This is a genomic window from Burkholderia sp. LMU1-1-1.1, assembly GCF_040675865.1.
GTDB lineage: Bacteria > Pseudomonadota > Gammaproteobacteria > Burkholderiales > Burkholderiaceae_D > Rugamonas.
Genome location: NZ_JBEGHG010000067.1, coordinates 364,244 through 389,347 on the forward strand (window position 1 = coordinate 364,244; position 25,104 = coordinate 389,347).

The 25,104-nt window shown below is 68.1% G+C and carries 23 protein-coding genes; 17 read left to right on the forward strand and 6 right to left on the reverse strand.

Going from position 1 to position 25,104, the window contains the following annotated elements; translation table 11 throughout:
• Positions 1–3 precede the first annotated feature (3 nt).
• The 6 genes from MRBLMU1_RS29180 to MRBLMU1_RS29205 all read left to right on the forward strand — a co-directional run bounded on the left by MRBLMU1_RS29180 (position 4) and on the right by MRBLMU1_RS29205 (position 6,043).
• Positions 4–1,029 (forward strand): polysaccharide deacetylase family protein, encoded by a 1,026-nt coding sequence (locus MRBLMU1_RS29180; protein ID WP_363509467.1) that lies wholly within the window; start codon positions 4–6, stop codon positions 1,027–1,029.
• Positions 1,026–1,706, forward strand: coding sequence for a hypothetical protein (locus tag MRBLMU1_RS29185; RefSeq protein WP_363509469.1), 681 nt, complete (start codon positions 1,026–1,028; stop codon positions 1,704–1,706). Before MRBLMU1_RS29180 ends, MRBLMU1_RS29185 begins: the two co-directional genes overlap by 4 nt.
• Entirely contained in the window at positions 1,703–2,827 is a 1,125-nt protein-coding gene (locus tag MRBLMU1_RS29190; RefSeq protein WP_363509471.1) for an acyltransferase family protein, read from the forward strand. The genes MRBLMU1_RS29185 and MRBLMU1_RS29190 overlap by 4 nt, the downstream gene beginning before the upstream one ends.
• Positions 2,820–4,061: a hypothetical protein gene (locus tag MRBLMU1_RS29195; RefSeq protein ID WP_363509473.1), complete on the forward strand. Its 1,242-nt coding sequence runs from the start codon at positions 2,820–2,822 to the stop codon at positions 4,059–4,061. The genes MRBLMU1_RS29190 and MRBLMU1_RS29195 overlap by 8 nt, the downstream gene beginning before the upstream one ends.
• Positions 4,058–5,065 (forward strand): glycosyltransferase family 2 protein, encoded by a 1,008-nt coding sequence (locus tag MRBLMU1_RS29200; protein ID WP_363509475.1) that lies wholly within the window; start codon positions 4,058–4,060, stop codon positions 5,063–5,065. The genes MRBLMU1_RS29195 and MRBLMU1_RS29200 overlap by 4 nt, the downstream gene beginning before the upstream one ends.
• A gap of 102 nt (positions 5,066–5,167) precedes the next feature.
• Positions 5,168–6,043 carry a ThiF family adenylyltransferase gene (locus MRBLMU1_RS29205; RefSeq protein WP_363509477.1) on the forward strand — a complete coding sequence of 292 codons (876 nt, stop codon included), beginning with the start codon at positions 5,168–5,170 and terminating at the stop codon, positions 6,041–6,043.
• A 77-nt stretch (positions 6,044–6,120) separates the two neighbouring features.
• On the opposite strand, the gene MRBLMU1_RS29210 is transcribed toward MRBLMU1_RS29205, so the two are convergent.
• The 6 genes from MRBLMU1_RS29210 to MRBLMU1_RS29235 all read right to left on the reverse strand — a co-directional run bounded on the left by MRBLMU1_RS29210 (position 6,121) and on the right by MRBLMU1_RS29235 (position 10,727).
• Positions 6,121–7,227 (reverse strand): nucleotidyltransferase domain-containing protein, encoded by a 1,107-nt coding sequence (locus MRBLMU1_RS29210; RefSeq protein ID WP_363509479.1) that lies wholly within the window; start codon positions 7,225–7,227, stop codon positions 6,121–6,123.
• Positions 7,224–8,138, reverse strand: a complete 915-nt coding sequence (locus MRBLMU1_RS29215) for an HprK-related kinase A (protein ID WP_363509481.1) — start codon at positions 8,136–8,138, stop codon at positions 7,224–7,226. The genes MRBLMU1_RS29210 and MRBLMU1_RS29215 overlap by 4 nt, the downstream gene beginning before the upstream one ends.
• Positions 8,132–8,401: an HPr-rel-A system PqqD family peptide chaperone gene (locus MRBLMU1_RS29220; RefSeq protein ID WP_363509483.1), complete on the reverse strand. Its 270-nt coding sequence runs from the start codon at positions 8,399–8,401 to the stop codon at positions 8,132–8,134. The genes MRBLMU1_RS29215 and MRBLMU1_RS29220 overlap by 7 nt, the downstream gene beginning before the upstream one ends.
• A 2-nt stretch (positions 8,402–8,403) precedes the next feature.
• The gene (locus tag MRBLMU1_RS29225; protein WP_363509485.1) at positions 8,404–9,000 is read right to left on the reverse strand and encodes a hypothetical protein; all 597 of its coding nucleotides are present in this window, start codon (positions 8,998–9,000) and stop codon (positions 8,404–8,406) included.
• A 173-nt stretch (positions 9,001–9,173) separates the two neighbouring features.
• Positions 9,174–9,779 (reverse strand): XrtA/PEP-CTERM system exopolysaccharide export protein, encoded by a 606-nt coding sequence (locus tag MRBLMU1_RS29230; RefSeq protein WP_414646135.1) that lies wholly within the window; start codon positions 9,777–9,779, stop codon positions 9,174–9,176.
• Positions 9,780–9,926: 147 nt separating this feature from the next.
• Positions 9,927–10,727: a S1C family serine protease gene (locus MRBLMU1_RS29235; RefSeq protein ID WP_363509487.1), complete on the reverse strand. Its 801-nt coding sequence runs from the start codon at positions 10,725–10,727 to the stop codon at positions 9,927–9,929.
• A 206-nt stretch (positions 10,728–10,933) separates the two neighbouring features.
• Here MRBLMU1_RS29235 and MRBLMU1_RS29240 point away from each other — a divergent pair, with 206 nt between their 5' ends.
• From MRBLMU1_RS29240 to MRBLMU1_RS29290, 11 genes are all read left to right on the forward strand, one after another.
• Positions 10,934–12,460, forward strand: a complete 1,527-nt coding sequence (locus tag MRBLMU1_RS29240; RefSeq protein ID WP_363509489.1) for an XrtA system polysaccharide chain length determinant — start codon at positions 10,934–10,936, stop codon at positions 12,458–12,460.
• A gap of 78 nt (positions 12,461–12,538) precedes the next feature.
• Positions 12,539–13,486, forward strand: a complete 948-nt coding sequence (locus MRBLMU1_RS29245) for an XrtA-associated tyrosine autokinase (RefSeq protein WP_363509491.1) — start codon at positions 12,539–12,541, stop codon at positions 13,484–13,486.
• A complete protein-coding gene (locus MRBLMU1_RS29250; protein WP_363509493.1) occupies positions 13,473–15,050 on the forward strand; it encodes a TIGR03016 family PEP-CTERM system-associated outer membrane protein in 1,578 nt (525 codons plus the stop codon). The genes MRBLMU1_RS29245 and MRBLMU1_RS29250 overlap by 14 nt, the downstream gene beginning before the upstream one ends.
• A 15-nt stretch (positions 15,051–15,065) precedes the next feature.
• On the forward strand, positions 15,066–16,073 hold the full coding sequence (locus MRBLMU1_RS29255; protein WP_363509495.1) for an XrtA/PEP-CTERM system-associated ATPase: 1,008 nt from the start codon (positions 15,066–15,068) through the stop codon (positions 16,071–16,073).
• Positions 16,070–17,239: a non-hydrolyzing UDP-N-acetylglucosamine 2-epimerase gene (gene wecB, locus MRBLMU1_RS29260; RefSeq protein ID WP_363509497.1), complete on the forward strand. Its 1,170-nt coding sequence runs from the start codon at positions 16,070–16,072 to the stop codon at positions 17,237–17,239. Before MRBLMU1_RS29255 ends, wecB begins: the two co-directional genes overlap by 4 nt.
• A complete protein-coding gene (locus tag MRBLMU1_RS29265) occupies positions 17,236–18,087 on the forward strand; it encodes an XrtA system polysaccharide deacetylase (RefSeq protein ID WP_363509499.1) in 852 nt (283 codons plus the stop codon). Before wecB ends, MRBLMU1_RS29265 begins: the two co-directional genes overlap by 4 nt.
• Positions 18,084–19,175, forward strand: a complete 1,092-nt coding sequence (locus MRBLMU1_RS29270; RefSeq protein WP_363509501.1) for a FemAB family XrtA/PEP-CTERM system-associated protein — start codon at positions 18,084–18,086, stop codon at positions 19,173–19,175. The genes MRBLMU1_RS29265 and MRBLMU1_RS29270 overlap by 4 nt, the downstream gene beginning before the upstream one ends.
• Before the next feature lie 3 nt (positions 19,176–19,178).
• A complete protein-coding gene (locus tag MRBLMU1_RS29275) occupies positions 19,179–20,399 on the forward strand; it encodes a TIGR03087 family PEP-CTERM/XrtA system glycosyltransferase (RefSeq protein WP_363509503.1) in 1,221 nt (406 codons plus the stop codon).
• Between the two features lies 1 nt (position 20,400).
• Positions 20,401–21,999, forward strand: coding sequence for an exosortase A (gene xrtA / locus MRBLMU1_RS29280; RefSeq protein ID WP_363509505.1), 1,599 nt, complete (start codon positions 20,401–20,403; stop codon positions 21,997–21,999).
• Entirely contained in the window at positions 21,996–23,171 is a 1,176-nt protein-coding gene (locus MRBLMU1_RS29285; RefSeq protein WP_363509507.1) for a TIGR03088 family PEP-CTERM/XrtA system glycosyltransferase, read from the forward strand. The genes xrtA and MRBLMU1_RS29285 overlap by 4 nt, the downstream gene beginning before the upstream one ends.
• Entirely contained in the window at positions 23,159–25,054 is a 1,896-nt protein-coding gene (locus MRBLMU1_RS29290) for an XrtA/PEP-CTERM system amidotransferase (RefSeq protein ID WP_363509509.1), read from the forward strand. The genes MRBLMU1_RS29285 and MRBLMU1_RS29290 overlap by 13 nt, the downstream gene beginning before the upstream one ends.
• Positions 25,055–25,104: the final 50 nt, after the last annotated feature.

Genomic DNA, 25,104 nt, shown 5'->3' on the forward strand with positions numbered 1-25,104 from the left:
GCCATGCGCGTCTGCCTGACCATCGATACCGAGTTCAGCATCGCCGGCGCCTTCGCCGACCCCGCGCTGCGGCCGGTCGGCGCGCAGATGGTCCGCTGCGACGTCGACGGCCGCTCGCAGGGCCTCGACTTCATGCTCGACTGCTTCGCCCGCAACGGCATCACCGCGACGTTTTTCATCGAGACCTTGCAGCGCCACTATTTCCGCGACGATCCGATGCGGCCGCTGGCGCAGCGCATCGCCGCCGCCGGCCACGAACTGCAACTGCACGCCCATCCCTGCTGGGCGGTGTTCCAGCACGACGACTGGGCCGAGCGGGTCCGGCGCGAGCCGCGCCAGGACGATTTCGCCGGGCGCGACGAGGCCTCGACCCTGGAGTTGCTGCGCCAGGGCCAGGAAACGTTCCGCGAATGGGGACTGGCGCCGCCGCAGGTGTTCCGCAGCGCCAGCCTGCAGCACGACAGCGGCCTGTACCGCGCGATCGCCGCCGCCGGCATCCCTTACAGTTCCAATATCGGGCTGGCGATCTACGACAGCGGCGATCCGCGCTACCGTTTATATGGCGGCCGCCATCCTCGCCACGGCGTGCTGGAGTGCCCGGTGCTGACCTTCAGCGACTGGCGCCTGCGCCGTCCGCATCTGAAGACGCTGTCGATCTCGGGCACCAGCTTCGCCGAGACGCGCACCCTGCTGGAACGGGCGCGCCGGGCCGGCATGGAGCTGGTGGTGATCCTGACCCATCCTTTCGAATACGTGCAAAGCCGGGGCGCCGATTACCGGACCTTGCGCCGGCACGGCGTCAACCAGGAGCGGCTGCGGCGCCTGTGCGGCTATCTGGCGGCCAACGGCGACCTGTATCAGGCCAGCGGCCTGGCCGCCGCCGCCAGCCTGCCATTGGCGCCGCAACAAGCGGAAAATCATTTGCTCAGCGGCGCGCCGTGGCAAAGCGTGTGCCGCATGGCGACCCAGGTGTTGTACGACCGCTACGGCCATTGGGCATTGGCGCGCCAGAGCGCGGGTGCGGCATGAACTGGCGCCGTCCGTTCGCGCCGCTGGCCGAGGCCATCAACCGCCGGCACGGCACCTGGCGCGGCCTGGTGCGCGCCTGGCTGGCCCGGATCGAGCTCGCCTGCGGACGGTTGTCCGGCTTCCGGCTGCGCCATCCGCACAAGGTGCGCCGCGCCGTGTTCATCTGCCTGGGCAACATCTGCCGCAGCGCCTTCGCCGAACAGGTGGCCGCGCGGCTGGGCATGACGGTGGCCTCGGCCGGCCTGTCGACCCATACCGGCTCGGCCTCGCCCGACAGCGCGCTGCGCGCCGCGCGCCGCCACGGCTACGACATGAGCGCCCACCGCGCCATCGACCTGACCGATTTCGATGTCCAGCCTGGCGACCTGTTCCTGGTCATGGAAGTGCGCCAGGCGCGCGAGCTGCGTCGTCGGCTGGGCCCGCGCACCGATGTCGAGGTGGTGCTGCTGGGCCTGTGGTGCACGCGACCGATGCCGCACCTGCACGACCCGTTCACCTTGAGCGACGCCTATTTCGACCAGTGCTTCGCCCGGGTGCGGCAAGCGGTGCGCGGTCTGCAGCGCGCGGTGCCGCAGTTGACAAAGCGTGAGCCTGCCGATGTGGCCGCCAGCGCCAACGAGCTCGCGGCGATCCGGCGCACCGCCGGCGTATCCGACCGCAGCGGGAGCGTCGCATGAACCGGGGCTTTTCCATCTATCTTGATCTGGTGCGCGTCCTCGCCGCGCTGGCGGTGATCGTCTACCACTCCAATTTCCGTCTGCTGACCACCGAGAAGCTGCCGTTCAGCAACCACGGCCATGCGGCCGTGATCGTCTTCTTCGTGCTGTCGGGCTACGTGATCGCCTACATCACCTCCGAGCGCGAGAACACGCCGCTGTCCTACTGGGCCAGCCGGCTGTCGCGGTTTTACTCGCTGGCGCTGCCGGTGGTGCTGCTGACGCCGCTGCTGGATATGGCGGGCGAGGCCATGGCGCCGCAGTTCTACACCGGCGGCACCACCACCTACGGCCTGGCCTGGCTGCGCATCCTGACCAGCCTGACCTTCCTCAACGAGGTGTGGCTGGTGTCCATCATGTCGTTCTCCAATGTGCCGTACTGGTCGCTGTGCTACGAGTTCTGGTATTACGTGCTGTTCGCCATCGCCACCTTCACGGCCGGCCGCACCCGCGTGCTGCTGGCCGGCGCCGTCATGCTGCTGCTCGGCCCCAAGATCTTGCTGCTGGCGCCGGTGTGGGTGGCCGGCGTCGTCCTGTTCCGTTGGCAATGGCTGCGCACGCTCAAGCCGCTGCCCGGCGCGCTGCTGTTCGCCGCCTCGTGGCCCGCGTACTGGCTGTTCCACCACTACGGCATGACCGAAGCGGGCTCGAACCTGCTGTTGCGGCTGATCGGCGCCGATCTGCACCACCAGATGGCGTTCTCCAAGTTCTTCATCACCGACTATCTGCTGGCGCTGATCGTGCTGGCCAACTTCGCCGGCATGCGGGCGCTGGCGGACATCGCCGCACGTCCCCTGCGCATGATCGAACCGGTGATCCGTCCGCTGGCGGCCTATACGTTCAGCGCTTATATTTTGCACCAGCCCTTGATGCAGTTCTACGCCGCGCTGATCGATGGCGACCCGGGCCGGCCGTGGTTCTACGCCGCCACCATGCTGGCCACCTTCGCCACCATCGCCGTGCTGGGCAGCCTGACCGAACAGCAGCGCCATCACTGGCGGCACGCGATCCGCAAGCTGCTGGCGCGCATCTTTGACAGATCAAGCCGGCAGGTGCCGGTGGCGGGAGTGCCCCATGGCTGAGGCTTTGATACCGGCGGTGGTGCTGGGCATCGACACCCCGATCGGGCTGGCCATCATCCGCGACCTGGGCCGGCGCGGCGTGCCGGTGATCGGCATCGCCCACAGCGCGTCGGGCCTGGGCCTGCGCTCGCGTTACCTGACCCGCGGCCTGATACGTCCCGGCGGCGGCGCCGCCGGCCTGGTGCAGCAACTGCGCCAGCTCTCCTCGGAGATCGGTCCCGCCTGCCTGTTCGCGATTTCCGAAACCGACATCGGCGCGCTCAACCTGGAGCGGGCGCAGCTGGACGGCTACCGCCTGATGTTTGCCGACACGGCGCGCATGGAGCGGGTGCTGCACAAGGACCAGACCTACGCGGCCGCCACGGCGGTGGGCATCCACGTGCCGCGCACGCTGCATCCGGCGTCGCTGGAGGAGGCCGCCGCCGCCGCGCCGGGGCTGCGCTATCCGGTCATCCTCAAGTGGGCCGATCCGAACGGCGCCATGCAGCCGTTGCGCCGCGCCGGCCTGTCGCTCGACAAGCTGCGCTACTGCGCCGACGCCGATGAACTGATGGCTGGCCTGCGCCGCTACGAGGCGGTCGGCATCTATCCGATGGTGCAGGAATTCTGCGCCGGTTACGGCCTCGGCCAGTTCGTGCTGATGCGCGACGGCCAGGCGCACTGCCTGTTCCAGCACCGCCGCGTGCACGAATGGCCGCCCGAAGGCGGCGTCTCGACGCTGTGCGTATCGCTGCCGCCGGATCAACACACGGCCCTGATGGCACAATCGGTCGCGCTGTTGCGCGCGCTCGACTGGGAGGGCGTGGCGATGGTCGAATACCGCTACGACCCGGCCACCGGGCGTGCCGCGCTGATGGAGATCAACGGCCGCTTCTGGGGCAGCCTGCCGCTGGCCTGCCAGGCCGGCGCGGCGTTTCCGTGGTACGCCTATCAATTGCTGGGCCTGAACCGGCCGGTGGCGCAAGCGCCCTACGTGGCCGGCCTGCGCGCCCGCTTCATGGTGCCCGAGACCAAGCGCCTGTGGCGCGTGCTGACCCGCAAACCCAGCGATGGCTATGTGCCGCCGGCCGGCCCGCTGGCCGAGGTGGCGGGTTACCTGCTCGACTTCGTCCGGCCAAGCACCCGGTATTTCGTCCACAGCTGGCGCGACCCGATGCCCCTGCTGAGCGACCTGTGGCTGACGGCGCGGCGTCTGCTGCCCGCGCCGCGCATCCCGCAACGGAGAAAAACATGAACGTCGAAGTTGACGGGAACGCAAGCGCCTTGCCGACGGTGGCCGTGATCATCCCGTACTACCAGCGGCAGGAGGGCATCCTGCGCAAGGCGGTCGTCTCGGCGCTGGCCCAGCGCGGCGAACACCGGCTGACCATCATCATCGTCGACGACGCCTCGCCGGTGCCCGCGCGCGGCGAGCTGGCCGGGCTGCTGGCGGACGAGCCGGAACGCATCGTCATCATCGAACGTCCCAACGCCGGTCCCGCCGCCGCCCGTAACACCGGACTGCGCGCGCTGCCGGCCGGCACCGACTTCGTCGCCTTCCTCGATTCCGACGACGAATGGATACCGGAACACCTGCAACGCGCGCTGGCGGCGCTGGGGGAGGGCAACGATTTCTATTTTTCCGACCACTACCAGCTGAACCAGACGGTCAGCGCCTTCCGCCGCGCCGGCCGCATCGATCCGGCGCAGCACCCGGCGCTGGCCGGCGCCGACGAGCTGTACGCCTACCGGGGCGACATGTTCGACCAGATCCTGAGCGGCAACATCATCGGCACCTCGACCGTGGTGTACCGCCACGCGCCGCTGTCGACCTTGCGTTTTCGCGAGGAATTCGTCTACGCCGGCGAGGATTATCTGTTCTGGCTGGAGCTGAGCCAGCGCACCAGCCGCATCGCGTTTTCGGCGCGCTGCGAGTGCGTCTACGGCGCCGGCGTCAACATCTTCTCCGGCTCCGGCTGGGGCAGCAAGACGTCGCTGTTGCGGCTGCACCACGAAATGAAGTTCCAGCGCGCGCTGTCGCGCCTGTTCGACCTGTCGGCGCCGCAGCGGCGGGCCAACCTCGCCAGCGTGCGCCGCCTGCGCCGCAGTTTCGTCGCCGACCTGCTGCACCGCGTGCTGCACCGGCAGGAAGTCTCGCCGTCGCTGCTGGGGCGGCATTGCAAGGTCGATCCGCAGACCTTCATCTACGCCTTGCCGCTGGCGGTCGGCATCGCCTTGCGGCGCGAACGCGGGAAGTAAACCTTACATTTTAAGACTCACCGAATATCCTGAATGGAACGATGGCGCTGGGGAGACGGCCACGATTCCGGCGTGTCCAGGATCACTTGAAAGGTAGCTGTCATGGACCAGGCATTCATTTACGACAAGGCGTTCTCGCGCAATATCGGCTGGGTCACCGAGGCCGAGCAAGCGGTGCTGCGCGGCAAGCGGGTGGCCATCGGCGGCGCCGGTGCGGTCGGCTCGTTCTACGCCAATACCTTCGCCCGGCTCGGCTTCGGCAAGTTCGTTATCGCCGATTTCGACACCTACGACATTGTCAACTTCAACCGCCAGCTGGGCGCGACCATGAGCACGCTCGGCCAGCCGAAGTCGGAGGTGATACGCCGCATGATCCTCGACATCAATCCCGAGGCCGACATCCGCGTCTTTCCCGAGGGCGTGACCAGCGCCAACCTGCCTGAATTCCTGCGCGATGTGGATTTCTATGTCGACGGGCTGGACTTTTTCGCCTTCGACGCGCGCCAGCAGACCTTCGCCAAATGTGCGGAGATGGGCATTCCGGCGACCACGTGCGCGCCGCTGGGCATGGGCGGCGCCAGCCTGACCTTCCTGCCGGGTAAGACGACGTTCGAACAGTATTTCCAGTGGGGCGATCTGCCGGAGCTGGACAAGGCGATCCGGTTCATGGTCGGGCTGGCGCCGGCCGGGTTGCACCGCGCGTATCTGGTGGTGCCGTCGGCGGTGAATCTGAAGGAACGGCGCGGTCCGTCGACGATCATGGCCTGCAACCTGTGCGCGGGCATCTCGGCCACGGTCGCGCTCAAGGTGTTGCTGGGGCGGGGCGAGGTGCTGGCGGCGCCGCACGGCCTGCATTTCGACGCCTACCGGAACAAGATGGTACATACGTATCGTCCGGGCGGCAGCAGCCATCCGTTGCAATGGCTGGCCATCACGATCGCCAAGCGGATTTACGGCAAGGCGCTGGCGGAGGGGTGAGTTGCGCGAATTCGCTGCAATCCGTGCGTGCGTTGTTGGCGAGTCATAGATGGCTCGAAGATCGAACACGCCGCCCGTTAAACATCCCGCGTCCGCGCCGCATGCAGCGGCGTCAATAGCGCCTTGTGGAACAGGTGGCGCGCCAGCAGCCAGGGCGGCATGCGCAGCCAGTTGCCGCGCAGGTAAAGCATCTGCCGCGCCAGCTTGCTGAGGGGGCCGTCACAACTGGCGTGCTCCGGCAGCAGCGCCCGGTCCAGCAGCGCGTCCATCAGCGCCAGCACCACCGGCCCCGGCCTTGCTACCTCGTTGCCCTCCAGCAGCGCCGCCGGCACCGGCGTGTGCAACAGCCGCGCGGCGTGGCGCAACGCGTAAAACAACGGCCGCTGCAGTTGCAGCGCGGCGGCCCGCTCCGTTAACCGCACCCAGAATCCCGGCAACGAAGAGAACTCGTGCAACAGCCGGTCGATATCGACCAGGTTGCGCAAGCCGTGGTCGAACTCGCTTTCGTACAGCAGGTGCGTGGCGCTGTGCAGGATCATGTCCACCGGCCCGAGCGTGTACAGCGGCGGCAGGCTGCCGCTGGCGGGATAGCCCGGCAGCGGCTCGGCGGCCGCGCGCAGCAGCATGGCGTCGGGATGCGCGGCGGCCGTGCTTGGCAGTATGGCGTGGTGGACGTCGATCACCGTCTCGCGCCACACGTGGCGCATCGGCGGCAACTCGTGCATCCAGCGCCGGTAGTAATGCTGGTCATAGTCGTCGTGGCCGACACCGGCCCAGCCATGCAGCATCAGCGCCGATTCGACGTCGGCCAGCGCCGCGCGCGGCACCAGGATGTCGATGTCGGAGAAGATGCGCCCCTCGGCGGCGGCCAGCCCGGCCATCGCATACGCGCCGCCCTTGAGCAAGATCAGCGGCACGCCCAGGCCGGCCAGCGCCTGCCGGATCTGGCGCACTTCCCAGCGCACCGCCTGCAGGTGGCGCTCGCCCTGCTGGCGGGCCCATTCCAGTTGTTGCCGCGCCGGCGCCGGCATCCGCTCCAGCACGCCGGCGTCGCGCGCCCGCGCGTGCAGGCTCGACAGCAATTGCGCGCGTTCGGCCTGGCGCAGCACCAGATCGCACTGGGCGGGTGTGAACGCGGCCAGCGCCGCCGGCGTGCGCAGCACTTCGATCAGCAACGGCGTCATGGCGGCGCCACCAGGCGCTCGAACGTGGCGATGCCGTCGGCCAGGCTGCTGTAGCGGAAGTCGTAGCAGTCCGACTGTTCGACCACGTCGGCCATGGCGTCGAAGCCGCGCGCGCACAGCACGCTGTAGTTGAAGGCGTTCTCGGCAGTGCGCAGATGGGCGCGCGCCTTGGCGACCGGCAGCAGCTCGGCCGCCGCGCCGGCCTCGTAGCGCGGGAAGACGATCCACGCCGGGCGCGCCGGCTCGGCCAGGCGTTCGACGCTGTCGGCCGGCGCCCGCAGGTGGGCCACCGTGCCCTTGTTGGTGTCGTGCACGGACGGCGAGAAGCGGGCGTTCGGCAGCACCGCGCGCATCAGCTCGATCGAGCCGTTCTTTAGGCTGATCGGACGCGGCATCGGCACGATCAGGCCGTCGTCGAGCCGGACCATCGTCAGCTCGTCGGACAGCAGGCGCCAGCCGTGGTGGACCAGCGCCGCGCACAAGGTGCTTTTGCCCGAGCCGGGCGGCGCCGGCAGGATGGCCGCGCGGCCGTGTTTTTCCACCACCGCCGCGTGCAGGATCAGATAACTATGGGCGCGGCTGGAGATGCACCAGTTCAGCCCCCATTCGAACATCGGATAGGCCTGCGCCAGCGGCAGCGGCTTGAACGGCGCCAGCCCGTCGGCCAGCAATTGGACTTGCGGGCGCAGCCAGCGCCGCCAGTTGAGCGGACGCACCATGCTCAGGTGGAAATCGGCGTAGTCGTCGTCGAGGCCGAGCGGATAGTCGGCGTACATCAGCCCCACGCCATGCACCACGCTCGGTATCGTGCTTTGCAGGCGGGTGACGAAGGCGCCGGTTTGCAGGTACAGGCCGGCGCCGGCGAGGCGCGCGGCCAGTTGGCCGGGCGGCAGCTGCGCCACGGTCAGCATACGGCCTCGACCAGGGCCAGGCGTTCCAGATCCTCCAGCAGCGTGGCCGCCCCGTCGTCGGCGGCGGCCAACCCGGCCGCCAGCAGCCGGCGTTCCAGGGCGCCGGTGTCGGCCGGGCCGGCCTGCAGCGCCAGCAGCAGCTCCAGCGCGTCGGCGCCAAGCAGGTGGGTATCGCCCGAGAGGTCGTTGTACAGCACGCATTCCCCGTCCCACTGCCGCCGCCGCAGTTGCTGGCCCGCACTGAGGCGCCAGGAAATCGCCATGCTCATTCCATGGTGCTGGCGAGGTAGGCGACGATTTCGCGCGAGTTCCATTTGCGGCCCCCGGCGATGGGTGTGTAAGTGCCGCCGAGGTTGGCGCCGGAACCCTGCCATTCCTTCCAGATGGCGATCACGGCCGGCACTTTCAGGAACGAGGTGCGGCCCGTGTAGGCGTTGAAGTAGGCCGCCATCAGGTACATGCCAACCCGGTCGCGGTCGTAGGTCTGGGCCTTGAGGATCTTCATGATCGGCTGGCTGGCGTAGGTCAGCGTGCGCGAGCTGCACGTGAAGACGTGGCTGAACGCGGTGCAGGTCTGCGGCAGCGGACACGATTGCGCCGCCCACCACGACGGCGGACGGCCGGTGCAGACCAGCGTCTGAGCCGGCTTCTGGCTGCTCAGCCCGCCGGACATCGCCCCCGATGGCGCCTTGCACATTCTCGTTGCCATCGCCGACGGACTTTTGAGCGTCAGGATGACGCCGCTGGCGATGCCGGCGCCCGCCAGCCGGCGGCGGGACGGCCGCGACGGGGCATTGGCGTCCATCATCTGCGCCGGCACCGGCGCATCGCCAGGATTATCTTGATGCGTTTGCTTAGCCACGTCTGCCATCCCCTGTGTTTTTACTTGTCTACACGATCTGATGCAAGTTTCATTCCCGACACTGAATCCCGCGCGGGCTTCAATTAAAATCAAGGACTTATGACTGGTTTTATGCTATCGGCGCCGCCACGGCCGGCGCCGAGCCGGCGACTGTAAAGAAACTCGACACTATCTCAGAAGAAACTCTCGGGGATGATCAGGATGTCGCCCGGCCACATGCGCACGTTGGCCGAGATGTCGCCGTCCTTGATCAGGTCGCTCAAGCGCACCGGCAGCTTCTCCTGCTTGCCGTCGATCTTGCGCACGATGCTGGCGCGGTTGCCCGCCGCGAACTCGGTGACGCCGCCGACGGCGATCAGCACGTCCATCAGCGACATGTCGCGCCGGTATGGCAGCGACTGCGGCTTGGCGGCCTGGCCGATCACGCGGATCTGCTGGTCGTAGGTGCCGACGAAGCCGTTGACGACGACGCTGACGGCCGGTTGCTGGATGTAGCGCGCCAGCGCCTTTTCGATGTCGCGCGCCAGCTGGCTCGGGGTCTTGCCGCTGGCCGGCAGATCCTCCACCAGCGGCGCCGTGATCTTGCCGTCGGGACGCACCGGCACCGTCTGCGACACCTCGGGATTGCGCCAGACGTTGATGCTGATGCTGTCGCCCGGACCGATCAGGTAATCGATCTCCGGCGAGGTCTCGGCGGGCGCGGCCAGCGGCCGCTGCGTCGCGCAGCCGGCCAGCGCCGCGATGGCCAGGCCGCAGGTCAACGCCAGGACGCGCCGCAGCGCGCGCCGGTAAAGATTGGGGGATGAGTGCGCGTTCACGGTCGTCCTTTAATGGAGTGCGGGGGAGAAAACTGGCACGGCGCAAGCGACGCCGATATTTTCATTTTGGCATGCCTTTTTGATCATGGCAAGAAAGTTATTGTGGCGCTATTGTGACGGTGCGCGCAGCAAGTCGCGCACGTAGTTCGACGGCACGGCGTAGCCGATGCCGCTCGGCGTGCTGATCGCGTTCTCCTTGCTGCCCTTGACGTACACCATGTTCAGGACTCCGTACACCGCCCCGGTCGCGGGGTCGTACAGCGGGCTGCCGCTGTTGCCGGGATAGGCGATGGCGTCGAGCTGGAACACCGTCACCGGCGGGCGGCCGAGCTGCTTGACGGCGCGCGCGTCGAGCTGGCGCGAGGTCGCCGCCGGGCGGGTCATCGGCGTGATCGCCGCCAGCACCGCGCGGTGCGTGGCCGGGTGCAAACCGAGCACCATGCCCAGCGGGAAGCCGGTGAAGGCCAGGTCCTGGCCCTCGGCGGCGGCGTCGGAATCGGCCAGCTTGAGCGCCGGCAGCGGCGTGCCCGTCAGGCGCAGGTGCAGCAGGTCGTGTTCGGTGTCGCGTCCGGCCAACGTTGCCGCGCGGAAGCGCACATTTTCGCCGTCGGCCACCACCACGCCCCAGCTTTCCTGACGCGCCAGATCGGGCGCCTCCGGCACCACGTGGGCGTTGGTGATCACGCTCAGGCCGTCGCCGGTGACCCAGCCGGTGCCGCTGTAGACGATGGGCGGCGAGCGGGTCGGCTGGTAGCTGCCGATCGCCACCACCGAGCGCTTGACGGCGGCCACGGTCTCGCTCAGCTCGCCCGCCCGCGCGCTGTGGCCGCCGGCCAACGCGCCGGCGAGCACCGTCCACGCCAACAACGCGCGGCGCGGGGTGCTTAAAAATGTGGCGATTGTGATCATGCCCGCAATCTACACCAACTGATAATTTTTGCAACAAATCTTCGCCGCCACGCCGCTTGTCCACTTCTTGCAACGTTGTAGCCTAGTGTGTAAAAAATAATAACAGCGAACTGATGCGTTGTACTATGATTCATAGAAATGTTGTTTTGATAATCGACGCGCCGGCCTTCCAGCTAGGACCTGACGCGCACTTGGCGAGGCAAGAGATGGCGGAATTGAGTGCATTGCTGCTGACGTTTCTGAAAGCGCTCGGCAAATATCGCTGGTATGCCGTGGCGGTCGCGTGGGTGGTCGGCCTGATCGGTTGGGCGGTCGTGTACCGCATGCCGGACGAATATCAATCGACGGCCCGCGTCTACGTCGACACCCAAAGCATCCTCAAGCCCCTGATGGCCGGCATGACCACCATGCCCAACATCGAGGAGCAGGTCATGTTCATGCGCCGCACGCTGATCAGCCGGCCGAACGTCGAACGCGTCATCCGCATGGTCGATCTCGACATCAAGACGCGCAGCGTCAACGACAAGGAACGCCTGATCGACGAGCTCACCTCGCAGATCAGCATCGGCGGCACCGGCCACGACGACATCTACACCATCGCCTACACCAATCCCGATCCCAAGCTGGGCAAGGACGTGGTGCAATCGCTGCTGACGATCTTCGTCGAGGGCAGCGTCGGCGGCAAGAAGCAGGATTCCGACAAGGCCATCTCCTTCATCGCCGAGCAGATCAAGAGCTACGAGGAAAAACTGGCCGCCGGCGAGAATGCGCTCAAGGAGTTCAAGATCCGCCACATGGCGCTGATGTCGCGCCAGGGCGGCGACTACGCCAGCAAGCTGGCCGAGACCACCGAGCTGCTCAACCAGGCGCGCCTGGAGGCGGCCGAGGCGGAGCAGTCGCGCAACGCCATCAAGCGCCAGATCGCCGGCGAGGAACCGGCCCCGGTGCTGGGCGCGATGCCGAGCGAGGACGCCAATCCCGAACTCGACGGCCGCATCCAGGCGCTCGAGAAAAACCTCGACCAGTTGCGCATGCAATACACCGACGAGCATCCGGACATCGCCGGCACCAAGCGCCTGATCGACCAGCTGAAGGCCCGCAAGCGCGAGGAGGCCTCGAAGAAGGTGCGCACCGCCGGCGCCAACTTCAGCCCGATGGTGCAGCAGATGAACGTCGCGCTGTCGGTCGAGGAGGCGCGGCTGGCCGCGCTGCAGACCCGTGTGCGCGAATACAGCAGCCGGGTGGCGGCGCTGCGCGCCATGAGCACGGCCGCGCCCGAGGTCGAGGCCGAGCTGTCGCAGCTGAACCGCGACTACGCCATCAACAAGGAGAACTATGCCAAGCTGGTCGAGCGGCGCGAGTCGGCCCGGCTGTCGGGCGACCTGAGCTCGGCGTCGGACATGATGACGATACGCGTCATCGATCCGCCGAGCGCGCCGGTGATGCCGGTCGGTCCCAACCGCGCGCGGCTGTGCTCGATCGTGTTCGCCGGCGCGCTGCTGGCCGGCCTCGGTTCGGCGCTGTTGCTGAGCCAGATCCGGCCGACCTTCATCAGCCAGCGCTCGCTGCGCGAGGCCACCGGCATTCCCATCCTTGGAAGCATTTCGATGAACTGGACCGAGACCCAGCGCCTCAAGCGGCGACGCCGCCTGTACGCGTTCGGGCTGGCGGTGTCGCTGTTCTTCGGCGGCTATGGCGGCGTCATGGCATCGGTGCTGTGGTTGCAGCGCTAGTTCAACGTTAATCCAACCGGCCCGACAGGCACAGATCGGCTAAGTCGGCCAGCTTCATCAGCGAAACCAGGAGTCTCCGTGAGCATAATCGAACGAGCCACCAGCCGCATGCACCGGGACGCGGCCGCGCGCCAGGGGCTGGCGCAAGGTCACGCGCAGGACTGCGCCGACGAAGCCGTCGAGGCGGCGCTGGCCGCGCCCGCGCCGTCGCCATCGGACTTGCCGACCCGCGGCCTGCCGCCGTCGGCGTCGCCGGCCGCCGTGTTGCGCCACCGGGGCAACGGCAAGAACATCGAACTGGACGCGGCGCGCATGCAGGCCATGGGCTTCATCACCGCCGGCACGCGCACGCCGCTGATGGAGGAGGTCAGGGTGATCAAGCGGCCGCTGATCACGCGCGCCTTCTCCCCCAAGCACCGTGGCGACAAGCCGGCCAACCTGATCATGATCACCAGCTCGCTGCCGGGCGAGGGCAAGACCTTCTGCGCCATCAACCTGGCCATGAGCATCGCCATGGAACTGGACCATACCGTGCTGCTGGTCGACGCCGACGTCGCCCGGCCGTCGGTGCTGCGCACCTTGGGCCTGCCCGGCCAGCGCGGCCTGATGGAGCTGCTGCTCGACGAGCGCGCCGACATGTCCGAGCTGCTGCTGCACACCAATATCGACGGCCTGACCTTGCTGCCGGCCGGCGCCGCCAACCCGCGCGCCACCGAGCTGCTGGCCAGCCAGGCCATGGCCAACCTGTTGAAGGAGATGGCCGGACGCTATCCGGACCGCATCATCATCTTCGATTCGCCACCGCTGCTGCTGACCACCGAGGCGCACGTGCTGGCCGCCCACATGGGCCAGATCGTTGTGGTGGTCGAGGCCGAAAAGACCAGCCAGCACGCGGTCCAGGAATCGCTGCGCCAGCTCGAGGGCCTGAACAACGTCAATCTGGTGTACAACAAGACCCGCGAGTTTCCGGGGACTGCGGCGTATGACTACCAATATAACTATAGTTATCATAATGGCCAGTCCTAAGCGCCGTCACGGGCTGGGCGCCGCCGTATTGTCGCCAGTGCCGACCGTGACGGCGGCGGCGGTGGCGTTGCTGTTTTCGCCGGCGTGCCGCGCGGAGCTGAAGGTGGAGCCGTCGGCGCAATTCCAGCAAACCTACACCGACAACGTCAGCCTGGCGCCGCCGGACCAGGCCCGCAGCCTGTGGATCAGCGAGCTGACGCCGGGCATCACCGTGCGCGACGACAGCCCGCGCCTGCAATTGCTGGCCGCCTACGAGGCGCGCCTGTACGCCTATTCGCGCGACGACCCGGCCGCCAACCAGAGCCTGTCGAACAATTTCAACGGCAAGTTGCACGCCGAGGCCGTCAGCGGCCTGTTGTACCTCGACGCCGCCGGCGCCTACCGCCAGCAGGCCGTGTCGGCGTTCGGCCAGCCGGTCGCCCGGGACGGCGCCGACGGCTACCTGACCGAGAACCGCACCAACGTCAAGAGCTACAGCCTCAGTCCCTACCTGACGCACAGGCTGGGCGCCTTCGCGACCGGCGATCTGCGCTACACGCACGACGTGGTGAGCGCCGACAGCGCCGGTTTCAACCACAGCACGGCCGACAGCGTGCAGGCGGGCCTCGGCGGCAGCGTCGGCGCCCGCATCGGCTGGGGCCTGCAGTACTACCGCCAGCGGCTGGAGGACGGCGCCGGCCCGACCACCATCAGTGGCAACCTGGGGCTCAACGGCTCCTACCTGATCGCCACGCCGCTGCGCCTGACGGCCAGCATCGGCCGCGACCAGTACAAATACGAATCGCAAGTGGGCGACTCGCCGACCGGCAAGTCATGGTCGCTCGGCTTCGGCTGGACGCCGTCGAGCCGCACCAGCGTCAGCGCCAGCTTCGGCAAGCGCTACTTCGGCGACAGCTACCACCTCGACGCGGTGCACCGCACCCGCGCCACCGCCTGGAGCGTGCGTTATTCGACCGACGTCACCACCTCGCGCGACCAGTTCCTGCTGCCGGCGTCGGTGTCGACCTCGGAGCTGCTCGACCGCATGTACGCCGGCGCCATCCCCGATCCCACGCTGCGGCGCCAGGCGATCGACGCCTTCATCCGCGCCAACGGCCTGCCGCGCTCGCTGACCGACAGCGTCAACTATCTGAGCAACCGCTACATCCTGCAGAAGCAGTTCCAAGTGTCGCTGGCCTGGACCTTGGCGCACAGCGTGCTGGTGCTGAGCCTGACGGACGAGCGGCGCAACGCGCTGTCGTCGGTGCAATCGGACAGCACCTTGCTCGGCAGCAGCTTCGGCAGCCTCAACGACAACAGCCACCAGCAGGGCGGCAGCGCCACCTTCAATTACCGGCTGTCGCCGCGCAGCTCGCTGAACCTGTCGGCCAGCTTCAACAAGGCCGATTCGCTGGTCCAGCAGGCCAGCAGCATCAACCGCGCCTTCCGGCTGGCGCTGACCCGCCAGTTCGGCCGGCAACTGACCGGCGACCTCGAACTGCGGCGCCAGACCGGCAGCGTCGCCGGCGCCCTTGGCGGCTACCGCGAGAACGCCATCGTGTTTCATCTCAACCAACGCTTCTGAGGAGCCAGGCCCGCGATGTATGAGAACTATTATGGGCTCAGCGCCAAGCCGTTCCAGCTGCGCCCCGATCCCCACTTTTTCTTCGGCAGCCAGGGCCACAAGCGCGCCATGGCCTATCTCGAATACGGCCTGTCGCAGCGCGAGGGCTTCATCGTCATCACGGGCGAGGTCGGCGCCGGCAAGACCACATTGATGCGCAATATGTTCAACGGGCTGCCGGCCGATGAAATCGTCGCCGCGCAGATCACCAACACCTACCTGAACACCGAGGACACGCTGCGCATGGTGCTGGCGGCGTTCGGCGTGCCGGCCGAGGAGGGCAGCAAGAGCATGCTGCTGGTGCGGCTGGAACAGTTCCTGCGCAACTGCGACAAGCAGGGCAAGCGCGCGCTGCTGGTCGTCGACGAGGCGCAAAACCTCACCGCCCGCACCGTCGAGGAATTGCGCATGCTGTCGAACTTCCAGTCCGACGAGCGCTCGCTGCTGCAAACCTTCCTGCTGGGTCAACCCGAATTCCGCACCACGCTCAACAGCCCGGAGTTGCGCCAGCTGCGCCAGCGCGTCATCGCCACCTACCACCTGGGGCCGATGAACAGCGACGAGACGCGCGCCTACATCGTCCACCGGCTGCAAACGGTCGGCTGGCGCGGCAATCCGTGCTTCACCGACGGCGCCCACGCGGCCATCCACGCCTACGCCGGCGGCATCCCGCGCACCACCAACCACGTCTGCGACCGCCTGCTGCTGATGGGCTTCCTCGAGGAGCTCGACACCTTCACCGAGGCCGAGGTGGCCACGGTGCTGCGCGACATCCGCGACGAGACGGCCGTGCCGGACGGACCGGACGCGGCGCTGGCCATGGAACCGCCAGGCGAGTGGCCGCCCAGCGGCGGCATGGTGTCCCAGGGCACGATCGACGAACGCCTGGTGCGCGTTGAGCGCTCGATGGTGTCGCTGCTGCACGTGCTGAGAAAACTCGTCGCCACTCCCGCCAACCTGCCACAGATGGACAACATCGAATGAGCCACACTGACGTAGACACGCCCGCGCGCAAATTCCGCATCCTGTGCGTGGTCGGCGCCCGCCCCAACTTCATGAAGATGGCGCCCATCATGGCGGCGCTGGCCGAGCCGGCGGCCGGTTTCGAGGCGCGCCTGCTGCACACCGGCCAGCACTACGACGTCGCCATGAACCACCAGATCTTCTCGGCGCTGGGCATCCCGGACCCGGACATCAACCTGGAGGTCGGCTCCGGCAGCCACGCCCTGCAGACGGCCGAGGTCATGCGCAAGTTCGAGCCGGCCATGGACGAGGTGGCGCCCGACGGCGTGCTGGTGGTGGGCGACGTCAATTCCACGCTGGCCTGCGCGCTGGTGGCCAACAAGCGCGGCGTGCCGGTGTTCCACGTCGAGGCGGGCCTGCGCAGCGGCGACCGCGCCATGCCGGAGGAGATCAACCGCATCCTGACCGACCAGCTGTCGGACCTGCTGTTCACCACCGAGTCCAGCGGCCGCGACAACCTGCTGCGCGAGGGCATCGAGGAGCAGCGCATCCATTTCGCCGGCAATGTCATGATCGACACGCTGTTGTCCAACCTGCCGCGCGCGTTGCCGGCGGCCAGCATCGCCGCGATGGCCGGACGCCCCGGCTTCGCCGACGGCGAGGACGGCTACGCAGTGCTGACCTTGCACCGGCCATCGAATGTCGACCGGCCGGAAGTGCTGCGCAGCCTGCTGGAGACGGCGCTGATCGTCTCGCGCCGCACGCCGGTGATGTTCCCGCTGCACCCGCGGACGCGCGCCATGATCGAGCGCGCCGGCCTCGGCGAACTGCTTGACCAGCCGGGCATGCTGCCGCTGCCGCCGATGGGCTACCTGGAAATGCTGGGGCTGATGCGAGGCGCCCGCGTGGTGCTGACCGACTCCGGCGGCATGCAGGAGGAAACCACCGCGCTGGGCGTGCCGTGCCTGACCTTGCGCAACAACACCGAGCGGCCGATCACGGTCGAGCAGGGCACCAACACCATCGTCGGGCAGGACCCGGGCCGCATCCTGGCCGAGTACAACAAGGTGCTCAGCGGCGGCGGCAAGACCGGCCGCGTGCCGCGCTACTGGGACGGCCAGGCGGCGCGCCGCATCGTCCAGATCATGCAGCGCTGGCTCACCGAGCGGGAAGGAAGCGTCCAATGACAGCCATCCAGCCGGTGCGCAACGCCATGACCATCGACGTGGAGGATTACTTCCAGGTGTCGGCGTTCGCCCCGCACATCGCCCGCGACAGCTGGGCCGGGCGCGAATGCCGGGTCGAGGCCAATGTCGACCGCATCCTGGGCATCCTGGACGACGGCGCCGTCGTCGCCACCTTCTTCACCCTGGGCTGGATCGCCGAGCGCTATCCGCAGCTGGTGCGCCGCATCGTCGACGGCGGCCACGAACTGGCCAGCCACGGCTACGGCCACCTGCGGGCGTCGGACCAGAGCCGCGCCGCCTTCCTGGAAGACATCAGTTCCAGCAAAACCATCCTCGAGGATATCGGCGGCCAGGCCGTGCGCGGCTACCGCGCGCCCAGCTTCTCGATCGGCCCGGCCAACCTGTGGGCGCTGGACGCGCTGCAGCAGGCCGGCTACCGCTACAGCTCCAGCATCTATCCCATCGTCCACGACCACTACGGCATGCCGGACGCGCCGCGCTTCGCCTTCTACCCGAACGGCGACCGGGGACTGCTGGAGGTGCCGATCACCACCGTGCGCCTGATGAAGCGCAACCTGCCGGCCGGCGGCGGCGGCTATTTCCGCCTGATGCCGTACGCGATGTCGCGCTGGATGATGCGCCAAGTGAACCGGCAGGATCGCCAGCCGGCCATCTTCTATTTCCATCCATGGGAGCTCGATCCCGGCCAGCCGCGCCCGCAAGGCTTGCAGTGGAAGACGCGATTCCGCCACTACGTCAACCTCGGCCGCATGGATGGCCGCATCCGCGCGCTGACCCGCGACTTCGCCTGGGACCGCATGGACCGGCTGTTCCTGGGGGCGGCATGAGCGCGCTGGCCGAACACGCGCACCTGGCGCCGGCGCCGTCGGCGATGGCCGGCCAGCTGCGGCTGCGCCTGATGGAGGAACAGGACAGCCGGCGCTGGGACGCCTACGTCGACCAGTGCCCGCAGGCGACTTTCTTCCACCGCGCCGGCTGGCAACGCGTGCTGCGCCAGGCGTTCGGCCACCGGACATGGTTCTATTATGTCGAGCGCGCCGGCGTCATCGAAGGCATCTTGCCGCTGGGCGAGGTGCGCAGCCGCGTCTTCGGCCACTGGCTGGGCGCGTTGCCGTTCTGCGTCTACGGCGGCATCGCCGCCGCTTCGGACGAGGCGCGCGCCATGCTCGACCAGGCCGCGCAGGCGCTGGCGCGGGAGCTGGGCGTCGGCCACCTCGAATACCGCAACATCGAGCGCGGCCACCCTGGCGATCCGGATTGGCTGGTCAAGCCCTTGTATGTGACGTTCCGCAAGGCCATCGTCGCCGATGACGAGCAAAATATGAACGCCATTCCGCGCAAGCAGCGCGCCATGGTCAGGAAGGGCATCAAGTTCGGCTTGCGGGGCGAGGTCGACCAGGACGTCGGACGTTTTTATGCCGCCTACGCGCGCAGCGTCCACCGTCTCGGCACGCCGGTGTTTTCGCGCCGCTATTTCGCGCTGCTCAAGGAAACCTTCGGCGACGATTGCGAGGTGCGCGTGATTACCCATGATGGCGAACTGGTGGCAGGCGTGCTGAGCTTCTTCTTCCGCGACCAGGTGCTGCCGTACTACGGCGGCGGACTGGACAACGCCCGCGCGCTGGCCGGCAACGACTTCATGTACTGGAACCTGATGCAGGCGTCGGCCGCGCGCGGCATGCGGCGGTTCGACTTCGGCCGCAGCAAGCTGGGCACCGGCGCCTTCGACTTCAAGAAGAATTGGGGTTTCGAACCGGAGCCGCTGGACTACGAGGTCAGGCTGATCAAGGCGTCGGCGGTGCCGGAAAACAACCCGCTTAATCCCAAGTACCGGCTGTTCATCCGGATGTGGCGGCGGCTGCCGCTGCCGGTGGCGAACATGCTTGGGCCGCACATCGTCAAGAACCTGGGCTGACACGTGGAAAAACTGCTGCTCCTGGTACACCGTATTCCGTATCCGCCCAACAAGGGCGACAAGATACGGTCGTACCATTTGCTGCGTCACCTGTGCGCCCGCTACGAGGTTCATCTAGGCACCTTCGTCGACGACGCCGATGATTGGCGGCACGTGCCGCATCTGCAAGCGATGTGCGCCGGCAGCCATTTCGGCGCGCTCCATCCGCTGTGGGGACGGTTGCGCAGCCTGGCGGCGCTGGCTGGCGGGCGGGCGCTGTCGTGCGACTACTACCGGGACGCCGGCATGCGGCGCTGGGTCGACGACACAGTGGAGCGCGAAGGCATCAGCCGCATCGTCTGTTATTCCTCGCCGATGGCGCAGTACGCGGACGCCCATCCGTCGGCCCGGCGCGTGATGGATTTCGTCGATGTCGATTCCGACAAGTGGCGCCAGTACGCCGACGGCAAGCGCTGGCCGATGCGCCAGGTCTACCAGCGCGAGGCGCGCCTGCTGCTCGACTACGAGCGCGGGGTGGCGCGCGCCAGCGACGCCGCCTTGTTCGTGTCGGCGCCCGAGGCGGCGCTGTTCCGCACCCTGGCCCCGGAAAGCGCGGCCAGCATCGGCCACTACAGCAACGGCGTCGACACCGAATTCTTTTCTCCGGCGAACGGCGGCGCCTCGCCATATCCGGCGGGCGCGCGCGTGCTCGCCTTCACCGGCGCCATGGATTACTGGCCCAACATCGACGCCGTCAGCTGGTTCGCGCGCGAGGTGTTGCCCGTGATCCGCGCCGCCGCGCCGGACGTGCTGTTTTGCATCGTCGGTTCGCGGCCGGCGCCGGCAGTGCAACGCCTGGCCGAGCTGCCAGGCGTGATGGTGACCGGCACCGTGCCCGACGTGCGCGCCTACGTGGCGCACGCGGCGCTGTGCGTGGCGCCGATGCGCATCGCGCGCGGCATCCAGAACAAGGTGCTGGAGGCGATGGCGATGGCGCGGCCGGTGCTGGTGTCGCCGCAAGCGCTGGAAGGCATAGACGCCGTGCCGGGCCGCGAACTGCTGCTGGCCGACGACGCCGCCGGCCACGCCCGCGCCGCGCTCGATTATCTGAACGCGCCCGATCCGGCCATCGGCGCGGCGGCGCGCGCCAAGGTCGAGCAACTGTACGGCTGGGAAAGCAACCTGGCGCCGGTGTCCGCCTTGCTGGAACGGCGGCCGGCCCAGCCCTGGCCCCGGAGCGCCTGACATGAGCACGATCTTAACCACTGCCGACCCGCGCGCCAGCGCAAGCCCGGCCGGCGTCGGCGACGGCACCGGCCGCCGCGCCAAGCCCGCCACGGTCAATCGCGTCGTCATCTTCGCCTTGTTGCTGATTTTGCTGCCGCTGGCGGCCTACTGGGGCACGGCCGCCTCCATCGTGCAGATCTGGTCGCGCTCGGAAACCTTTGCCCACGGCTATATGATCGTGCCGATCAGCCTGTGGCTGGCCTGGCAGCGCCGCGAACGGCTGCGGGCGATGACGCCGGCGCCGTTCTGGCCGGCGCTGCTGCCGCTGGCCGGCTGCGGCATGTTCTGGCTGTTGGCCGACCTGGGCGAGGTGCAGGTGATGCGGCAGTACGCCTTCGTCGCGATGTTCCCGTTGACGGCGCTGGCGGTGCTCGGGTGTCGCATGGCGCGCGTGATCGCCTTCCCGTTATTGTTCCTGTTCCTGGCCGTGCCGGTGGGCGACAGCCTGATCGAGCCGCTGATGAGCGTCACCGCCAATTTCACCGTGGCGGCGCTGCGCCTGAGCGGCATACCGGTCCTGCACGAAGGTAATAACTTCATCCTGCCGTCGGGCGGGTGGTCGGTGGTGGAGGCGTGCAGCGGGCTGCGCTACCTGATCGCGTCGATCACGGCCGGCTTGCTGTACGCCTACATGACCTATACGCGCTGGTCGAAGCGCCTGCTGTTCGTGGCGGTTGCCGCCTTGCTGCCCATCCTGGCCAACGGCTTGCGCGCCTACATGATCGTCATGCTCGGCCACCTGAGCGGCATGACCTTGGCGGTCGGGGTCGACCACCTGCTGTACGGCTGGCTGTTCTTCGGCATCGTCATCTTCGCGTTGTTCCTGATCGGCGCGCGCTGGCGCGACCGCCTGCCGCCGGCATCCTTGCCGTTGCCGCGGAGCGTGTCGCAACGGCCGCCAACGGCGCGCATCGCGGCGATGGCGCTGGCCGTGGCGGTGGCCTTGGGCGTCTGGCCCGCCTATGCCGCCTATCTGCAAAGCACCGGCGACACGGCGCCGCCGCTCGGTCTCGACAGGTTCCCGGCGAAGGCGCCGCTCGCCGCCGCCTTCACCGACTGGCAGCCCGCTTACACCGCGCCGGCCGTCTCGCTGAGGCGCTACTACGCGCAGCAAGACCAGCAGGTCGGCTTGTCGCTGTTGTATTACCGGCATCAAACCGAAGCAAGCAAACTGATCACGTCGATGAACCGGTTGACGTCGATGGTGAACTCGCCATGGAACCTGACCGGCGGCACGGTGCGCAACGAGACCGTGGCCGGCCGCGGCCTGGCCGTGCGCGAATCGACATTGAACAGCGCCGACGGCGCGCTTCTGGTGTGGCACTGGTACTGGATCGACGGCCGCGCCACCACCAGCGATACGATGGGCAAACTTCTGCAAATCAGGCAGCGTGTGCTCGGCGGCAGCGACGACGGCGCCGCCGTGATGCTGTTCGCGCCGCTCGGCGACCATCCGGACGGCGCCCGCGCCGCCATGCGCGCCTTCCTCGCCGACAATCTCGGCGCGCTGGATACCACCTTGGCGCGGGTCCGCGCGCAACAGGGGGGGAGGCGATGAAGCCGCCACTGGTCGTGCACCTGATCTACCGTCTCGATTTCGGCGGCATGGAAAACCTGATGGTCGAACGCATCAACCGCATGCCGGCCGGACAGTACCGGCACGCGGTGATCGCGCTGACCGGCTACACCGCGTTCGCCGAGCGCATCACCCGCGGCGACGTCGCCCTGTACGCGCTCGACAAGCCGCCGGGACTGGCGCTGGGCACCCACGCCGCGCTGTGGCGCCTGTTGCGGCAACTGCGCCCCGAGATACTGCACACTTACAACCTGTCGGCCATCGAGTACGCCCCGGCCGCGCTGCTGGCCGGCGTGCCGGTGCGCATCAACGGCGCCCACGGCCGCGACGCCGCCGATCCCAAGGGGCTGAACCGCAAGCACCGGCTGCTGCGCCGGCTGATGATCCCGTTCTACGACCATTGCTACGCCAATTCGGCCGAGATGCTGGCCTGGAACCGCGAGGTCATTGGCGTGCCGGCGAGCAAGAGCCGCCTGCTGCCGAACGGCATCGACATCGACCGCTACCGTCCACCCACGCCCGCCGAGACCAGCGGCCCGCTGGACCGCCATTTCGGCCCGGGCTGCCTGGTGATCGGCAGCGTCGGCCGTATCGAGCCGGTGAAGAACCACGCGCTGCTGCTGACCGCCTTCGCCGCCTTGCGCGCGCGCCGTCCCGACCTGGCCGGCCGGCTCCGGCTGGCGATCATCGGCGACGGCCCGTTGCTGCCGGCGTTGCGCGCGCAGGTCGACACCGCCGGCCTGAACGGCGCCGTCTGGCTGCCCGGCAAACGCGACGACGTCGCCGCCATCCTGCGCGGACTGACCGTGTTCGCGCTGCCGTCGATCGCCGAGGGCACGCCCGGTGCCGCGCTGGAGGCCATGGCCAGCGGCGTACCGGTGATCGGCAGCGACGTCGGCGGGGTGCCGGAGGTGGTGGCCGACGGCGCCACCGGCGCGCTGGTGCCGCCCGGCGACAGCGAAGCGCTGTGCGCGGCGCTGGAACGCTACGCGACCCGTCCCGCGCTGGTGCACGAACACGGGCTGGCCGCGCGCCTGCGCGTGACCCAGCATTACGGCATGCCGGCGATGGTGGCCGCCTACCAGGCGCTGTACGACGAACTGTGCGAACGAAAACTTAAACTGGGAAGGCGGGTGGCATCATGTGCGGAATAGTGGGCATCATGGATATAGGCGGCAAGCGCGACATCGATCGCGCGGTGCTGCAGCGCATGAACGAGACCCAGCACCATCGCGGCCCGGACGAGGCGGACCTGTACCTGGAGCCCGGCATCGGCTTCGGCCACCGGCGCCTGTCGGTGATCGACATCGCCGCCGGCCTGCAACCGCTCGGCAACGAGGACGGTTCGGTGATGGTCTGCTTCAACGGCGAGATCTACAACTTCCGCGAGCTGACGGTGGAACTGAAGGCGCTCGGCCATGTGTTCCGCACCCGCTGCGACACCGAGGTCATCGTCCACGCCTGGGAGGAGTGGGGCGAGGCGTGCGTGCACCGCTTCCGCGGCATGTTCGCCTTCGGCCTGTGGGACCGCAACCAGCAAACCATGTTCATCGGGCGCGACCGCCTCGGCGTCAAGCCGCTGTATTACTGCGTGACCGCCGACGGCTTCCTCGCCTTCAGTTCCGAGCTCAAGGCGCTGGCCTCGCTGCCGGACCTGGAGCGCCGCATCGATCCGCGCGCCGTCGAGGACTATTTCGCGTACGGCTACATCCCCGAGCCGCGCACGATCTACCAGGGCGCGCTGAAGCTGGCGCCCGGCCACACCTTGACGCAAAAAGTCGGCGCGCCGCCGGCCACCCCGGTCAAGTTCTGGGATGTGCCGTTCGCGCCGCACGCGCCGATGGCCAGCGCCGATGTCGAGCATGAATTGATCGAGCGGCTGCGCGAGGCCGTGCGCATCCGGCTGGTGGCGGACGTGCCGCTGGGCGCCTTCCTGTCCGGCGGCGTCGATTCGAGCGCCGTGGTGGCGATGATGGCGGGCATGAGCGACACGCCGGTCAACACCTGCACGATCGGCTTCCAGGACAAGGCCTTCGACGAATCCGACTACGCGGCCCAGGTGGCGGCGCAGCACGGCACCGACCACTACACGGGCAACGTCGGCACCGACGACTACGCGCTGCTCGACACCCTGGCGGGACTGTACGACGAACCGTTCGCCGACAGCTCGGCGATTCCGACCTACCGCGTGTGCCAGCTGGCGCGCCAGCGGGTGACGGTGGCGCTGTCCGGCGACGGCGGCGACGAGAACCTGGCCGGCTACCGCCGCTACCGCTACGCGATGAACGAGCACCGCGTGCGCGGCCGCATTCCGGCCGGCCTGCGCAAGCCGGTGTTCGGTTTGCTGGGCCGCTGGTATCCCAAGGCCGACTGGGCGCCGCGCGTGTTCCGCGCCAAGACCACCTTCGAGGCGCTGTCGCGCGACCTGGTCGAGGGCTACTTCCACGGCGTGACCCTGATGAGCGACGCCATGCGCGCGGAATTGTTCTCGGACCGCTTCAAGACCGGCCTGCAAGGCTACCGCGCGATCGAAGTCATGCGCGGCCACGCCGACAAGGCGCCGACCGACGATCCGCTGTCGCTGCTGCAGTACCTGGACCTGAAGACCTATCTGCCGGGCGACATCCTGACCAAGGTCGACCGCGCCAGCATGGCGCACGCGCTGGAGGTGCGGGTGCCGCTGCTGGACCATCAACTGGTCGAATGGATCTCCGGCCTGCCGCCGTCGCTCAAGCTGCAGGGCGGCGAGGGCAAGTACATCTTCAAGAAAAGCCTGGAATCGCACCTGCCGCACGATATCCTGTACCGCAAGAAGATGGGCTTCTCGGTGCCGCTGGCCGCGTGGTTCCGCGGCCCGCTCAAGCAGCGCGTGCACGATGCGCTGCTGGGGCCACTGCTGGGCGACAGCGGCATGTTCAACGCCGACTACCTGCGCCATCTGCACGAGCAGCACCAGGCCGGGTTGCGCGACTACAGCGCGCCGATCTGGTCGCTGCTGATGTTCGAGGCGTTCCTGCGCAAGGAGCTGCGCGCATGAGCACGGCAACCTTACACGCCGGGATCGACGCCGACGCCGCTGCGGCTCCG

What these genes read in the sequence shown, in the direction of transcription:
- MRBLMU1_RS29180 (WP_363509467.1), top strand. Translation starts at nt 4, where the DNA reads ATGCGCGTCTGCCTGACCATCGATACCGAGTTCAGCATCGCCGGCGCC.
- MRBLMU1_RS29185 (WP_363509469.1), top strand. Translation starts at nt 1,026, where the DNA reads ATGAACTGGCGCCGTCCGTTCGCGCCGCTGGCCGAGGCCATCAACCGC.
- MRBLMU1_RS29190 (WP_363509471.1), top strand. Translation starts at nt 1,703, where the DNA reads ATGAACCGGGGCTTTTCCATCTATCTTGATCTGGTGCGCGTCCTCGCC.
- MRBLMU1_RS29195 (WP_363509473.1), top strand. Translation starts at nt 2,820, where the DNA reads ATGGCTGAGGCTTTGATACCGGCGGTGGTGCTGGGCATCGACACCCCG.
- MRBLMU1_RS29200 (WP_363509475.1), top strand. Translation starts at nt 4,058, where the DNA reads ATGAACGTCGAAGTTGACGGGAACGCAAGCGCCTTGCCGACGGTGGCC.
- MRBLMU1_RS29205 (WP_363509477.1), top strand. Translation starts at nt 5,168, where the DNA reads ATGGACCAGGCATTCATTTACGACAAGGCGTTCTCGCGCAATATCGGC.
- MRBLMU1_RS29210 (WP_363509479.1), bottom strand. Translation starts at nt 7,227, where the DNA reads ATGACGCCGTTGCTGATCGAAGTGCTGCGCACGCCGGCGGCGCTGGCC.
- MRBLMU1_RS29215 (WP_363509481.1), bottom strand. Translation starts at nt 8,138, where the DNA reads ATGCTGACCGTGGCGCAGCTGCCGCCCGGCCAACTGGCCGCGCGCCTC.
- MRBLMU1_RS29220 (WP_363509483.1), bottom strand. Translation starts at nt 8,401, where the DNA reads ATGGCGATTTCCTGGCGCCTCAGTGCGGGCCAGCAACTGCGGCGGCGG.
- MRBLMU1_RS29235 (WP_363509487.1), bottom strand. Translation starts at nt 10,727, where the DNA reads ATGATCACAATCGCCACATTTTTAAGCACCCCGCGCCGCGCGTTGTTG.
- MRBLMU1_RS29240 (WP_363509489.1), top strand. Translation starts at nt 10,934, where the DNA reads ATGGCGGAATTGAGTGCATTGCTGCTGACGTTTCTGAAAGCGCTCGGC.
- MRBLMU1_RS29250 (WP_363509493.1), top strand. Translation starts at nt 13,473, where the DNA reads ATGGCCAGTCCTAAGCGCCGTCACGGGCTGGGCGCCGCCGTATTGTCG.
- MRBLMU1_RS29255 (WP_363509495.1), top strand. Translation starts at nt 15,066, where the DNA reads ATGTATGAGAACTATTATGGGCTCAGCGCCAAGCCGTTCCAGCTGCGC.
- wecB (WP_363509497.1), top strand. Translation starts at nt 16,070, where the DNA reads ATGAGCCACACTGACGTAGACACGCCCGCGCGCAAATTCCGCATCCTG.
- MRBLMU1_RS29265 (WP_363509499.1), top strand. Translation starts at nt 17,236, where the DNA reads ATGACAGCCATCCAGCCGGTGCGCAACGCCATGACCATCGACGTGGAG.
- MRBLMU1_RS29270 (WP_363509501.1), top strand. Translation starts at nt 18,084, where the DNA reads ATGAGCGCGCTGGCCGAACACGCGCACCTGGCGCCGGCGCCGTCGGCG.
- xrtA (WP_363509505.1), top strand. Translation starts at nt 20,401, where the DNA reads ATGAGCACGATCTTAACCACTGCCGACCCGCGCGCCAGCGCAAGCCCG.
- MRBLMU1_RS29285 (WP_363509507.1), top strand. Translation starts at nt 21,996, where the DNA reads ATGAAGCCGCCACTGGTCGTGCACCTGATCTACCGTCTCGATTTCGGC.
- MRBLMU1_RS29290 (WP_363509509.1), top strand. Translation starts at nt 23,159, where the DNA reads ATGTGCGGAATAGTGGGCATCATGGATATAGGCGGCAAGCGCGACATC.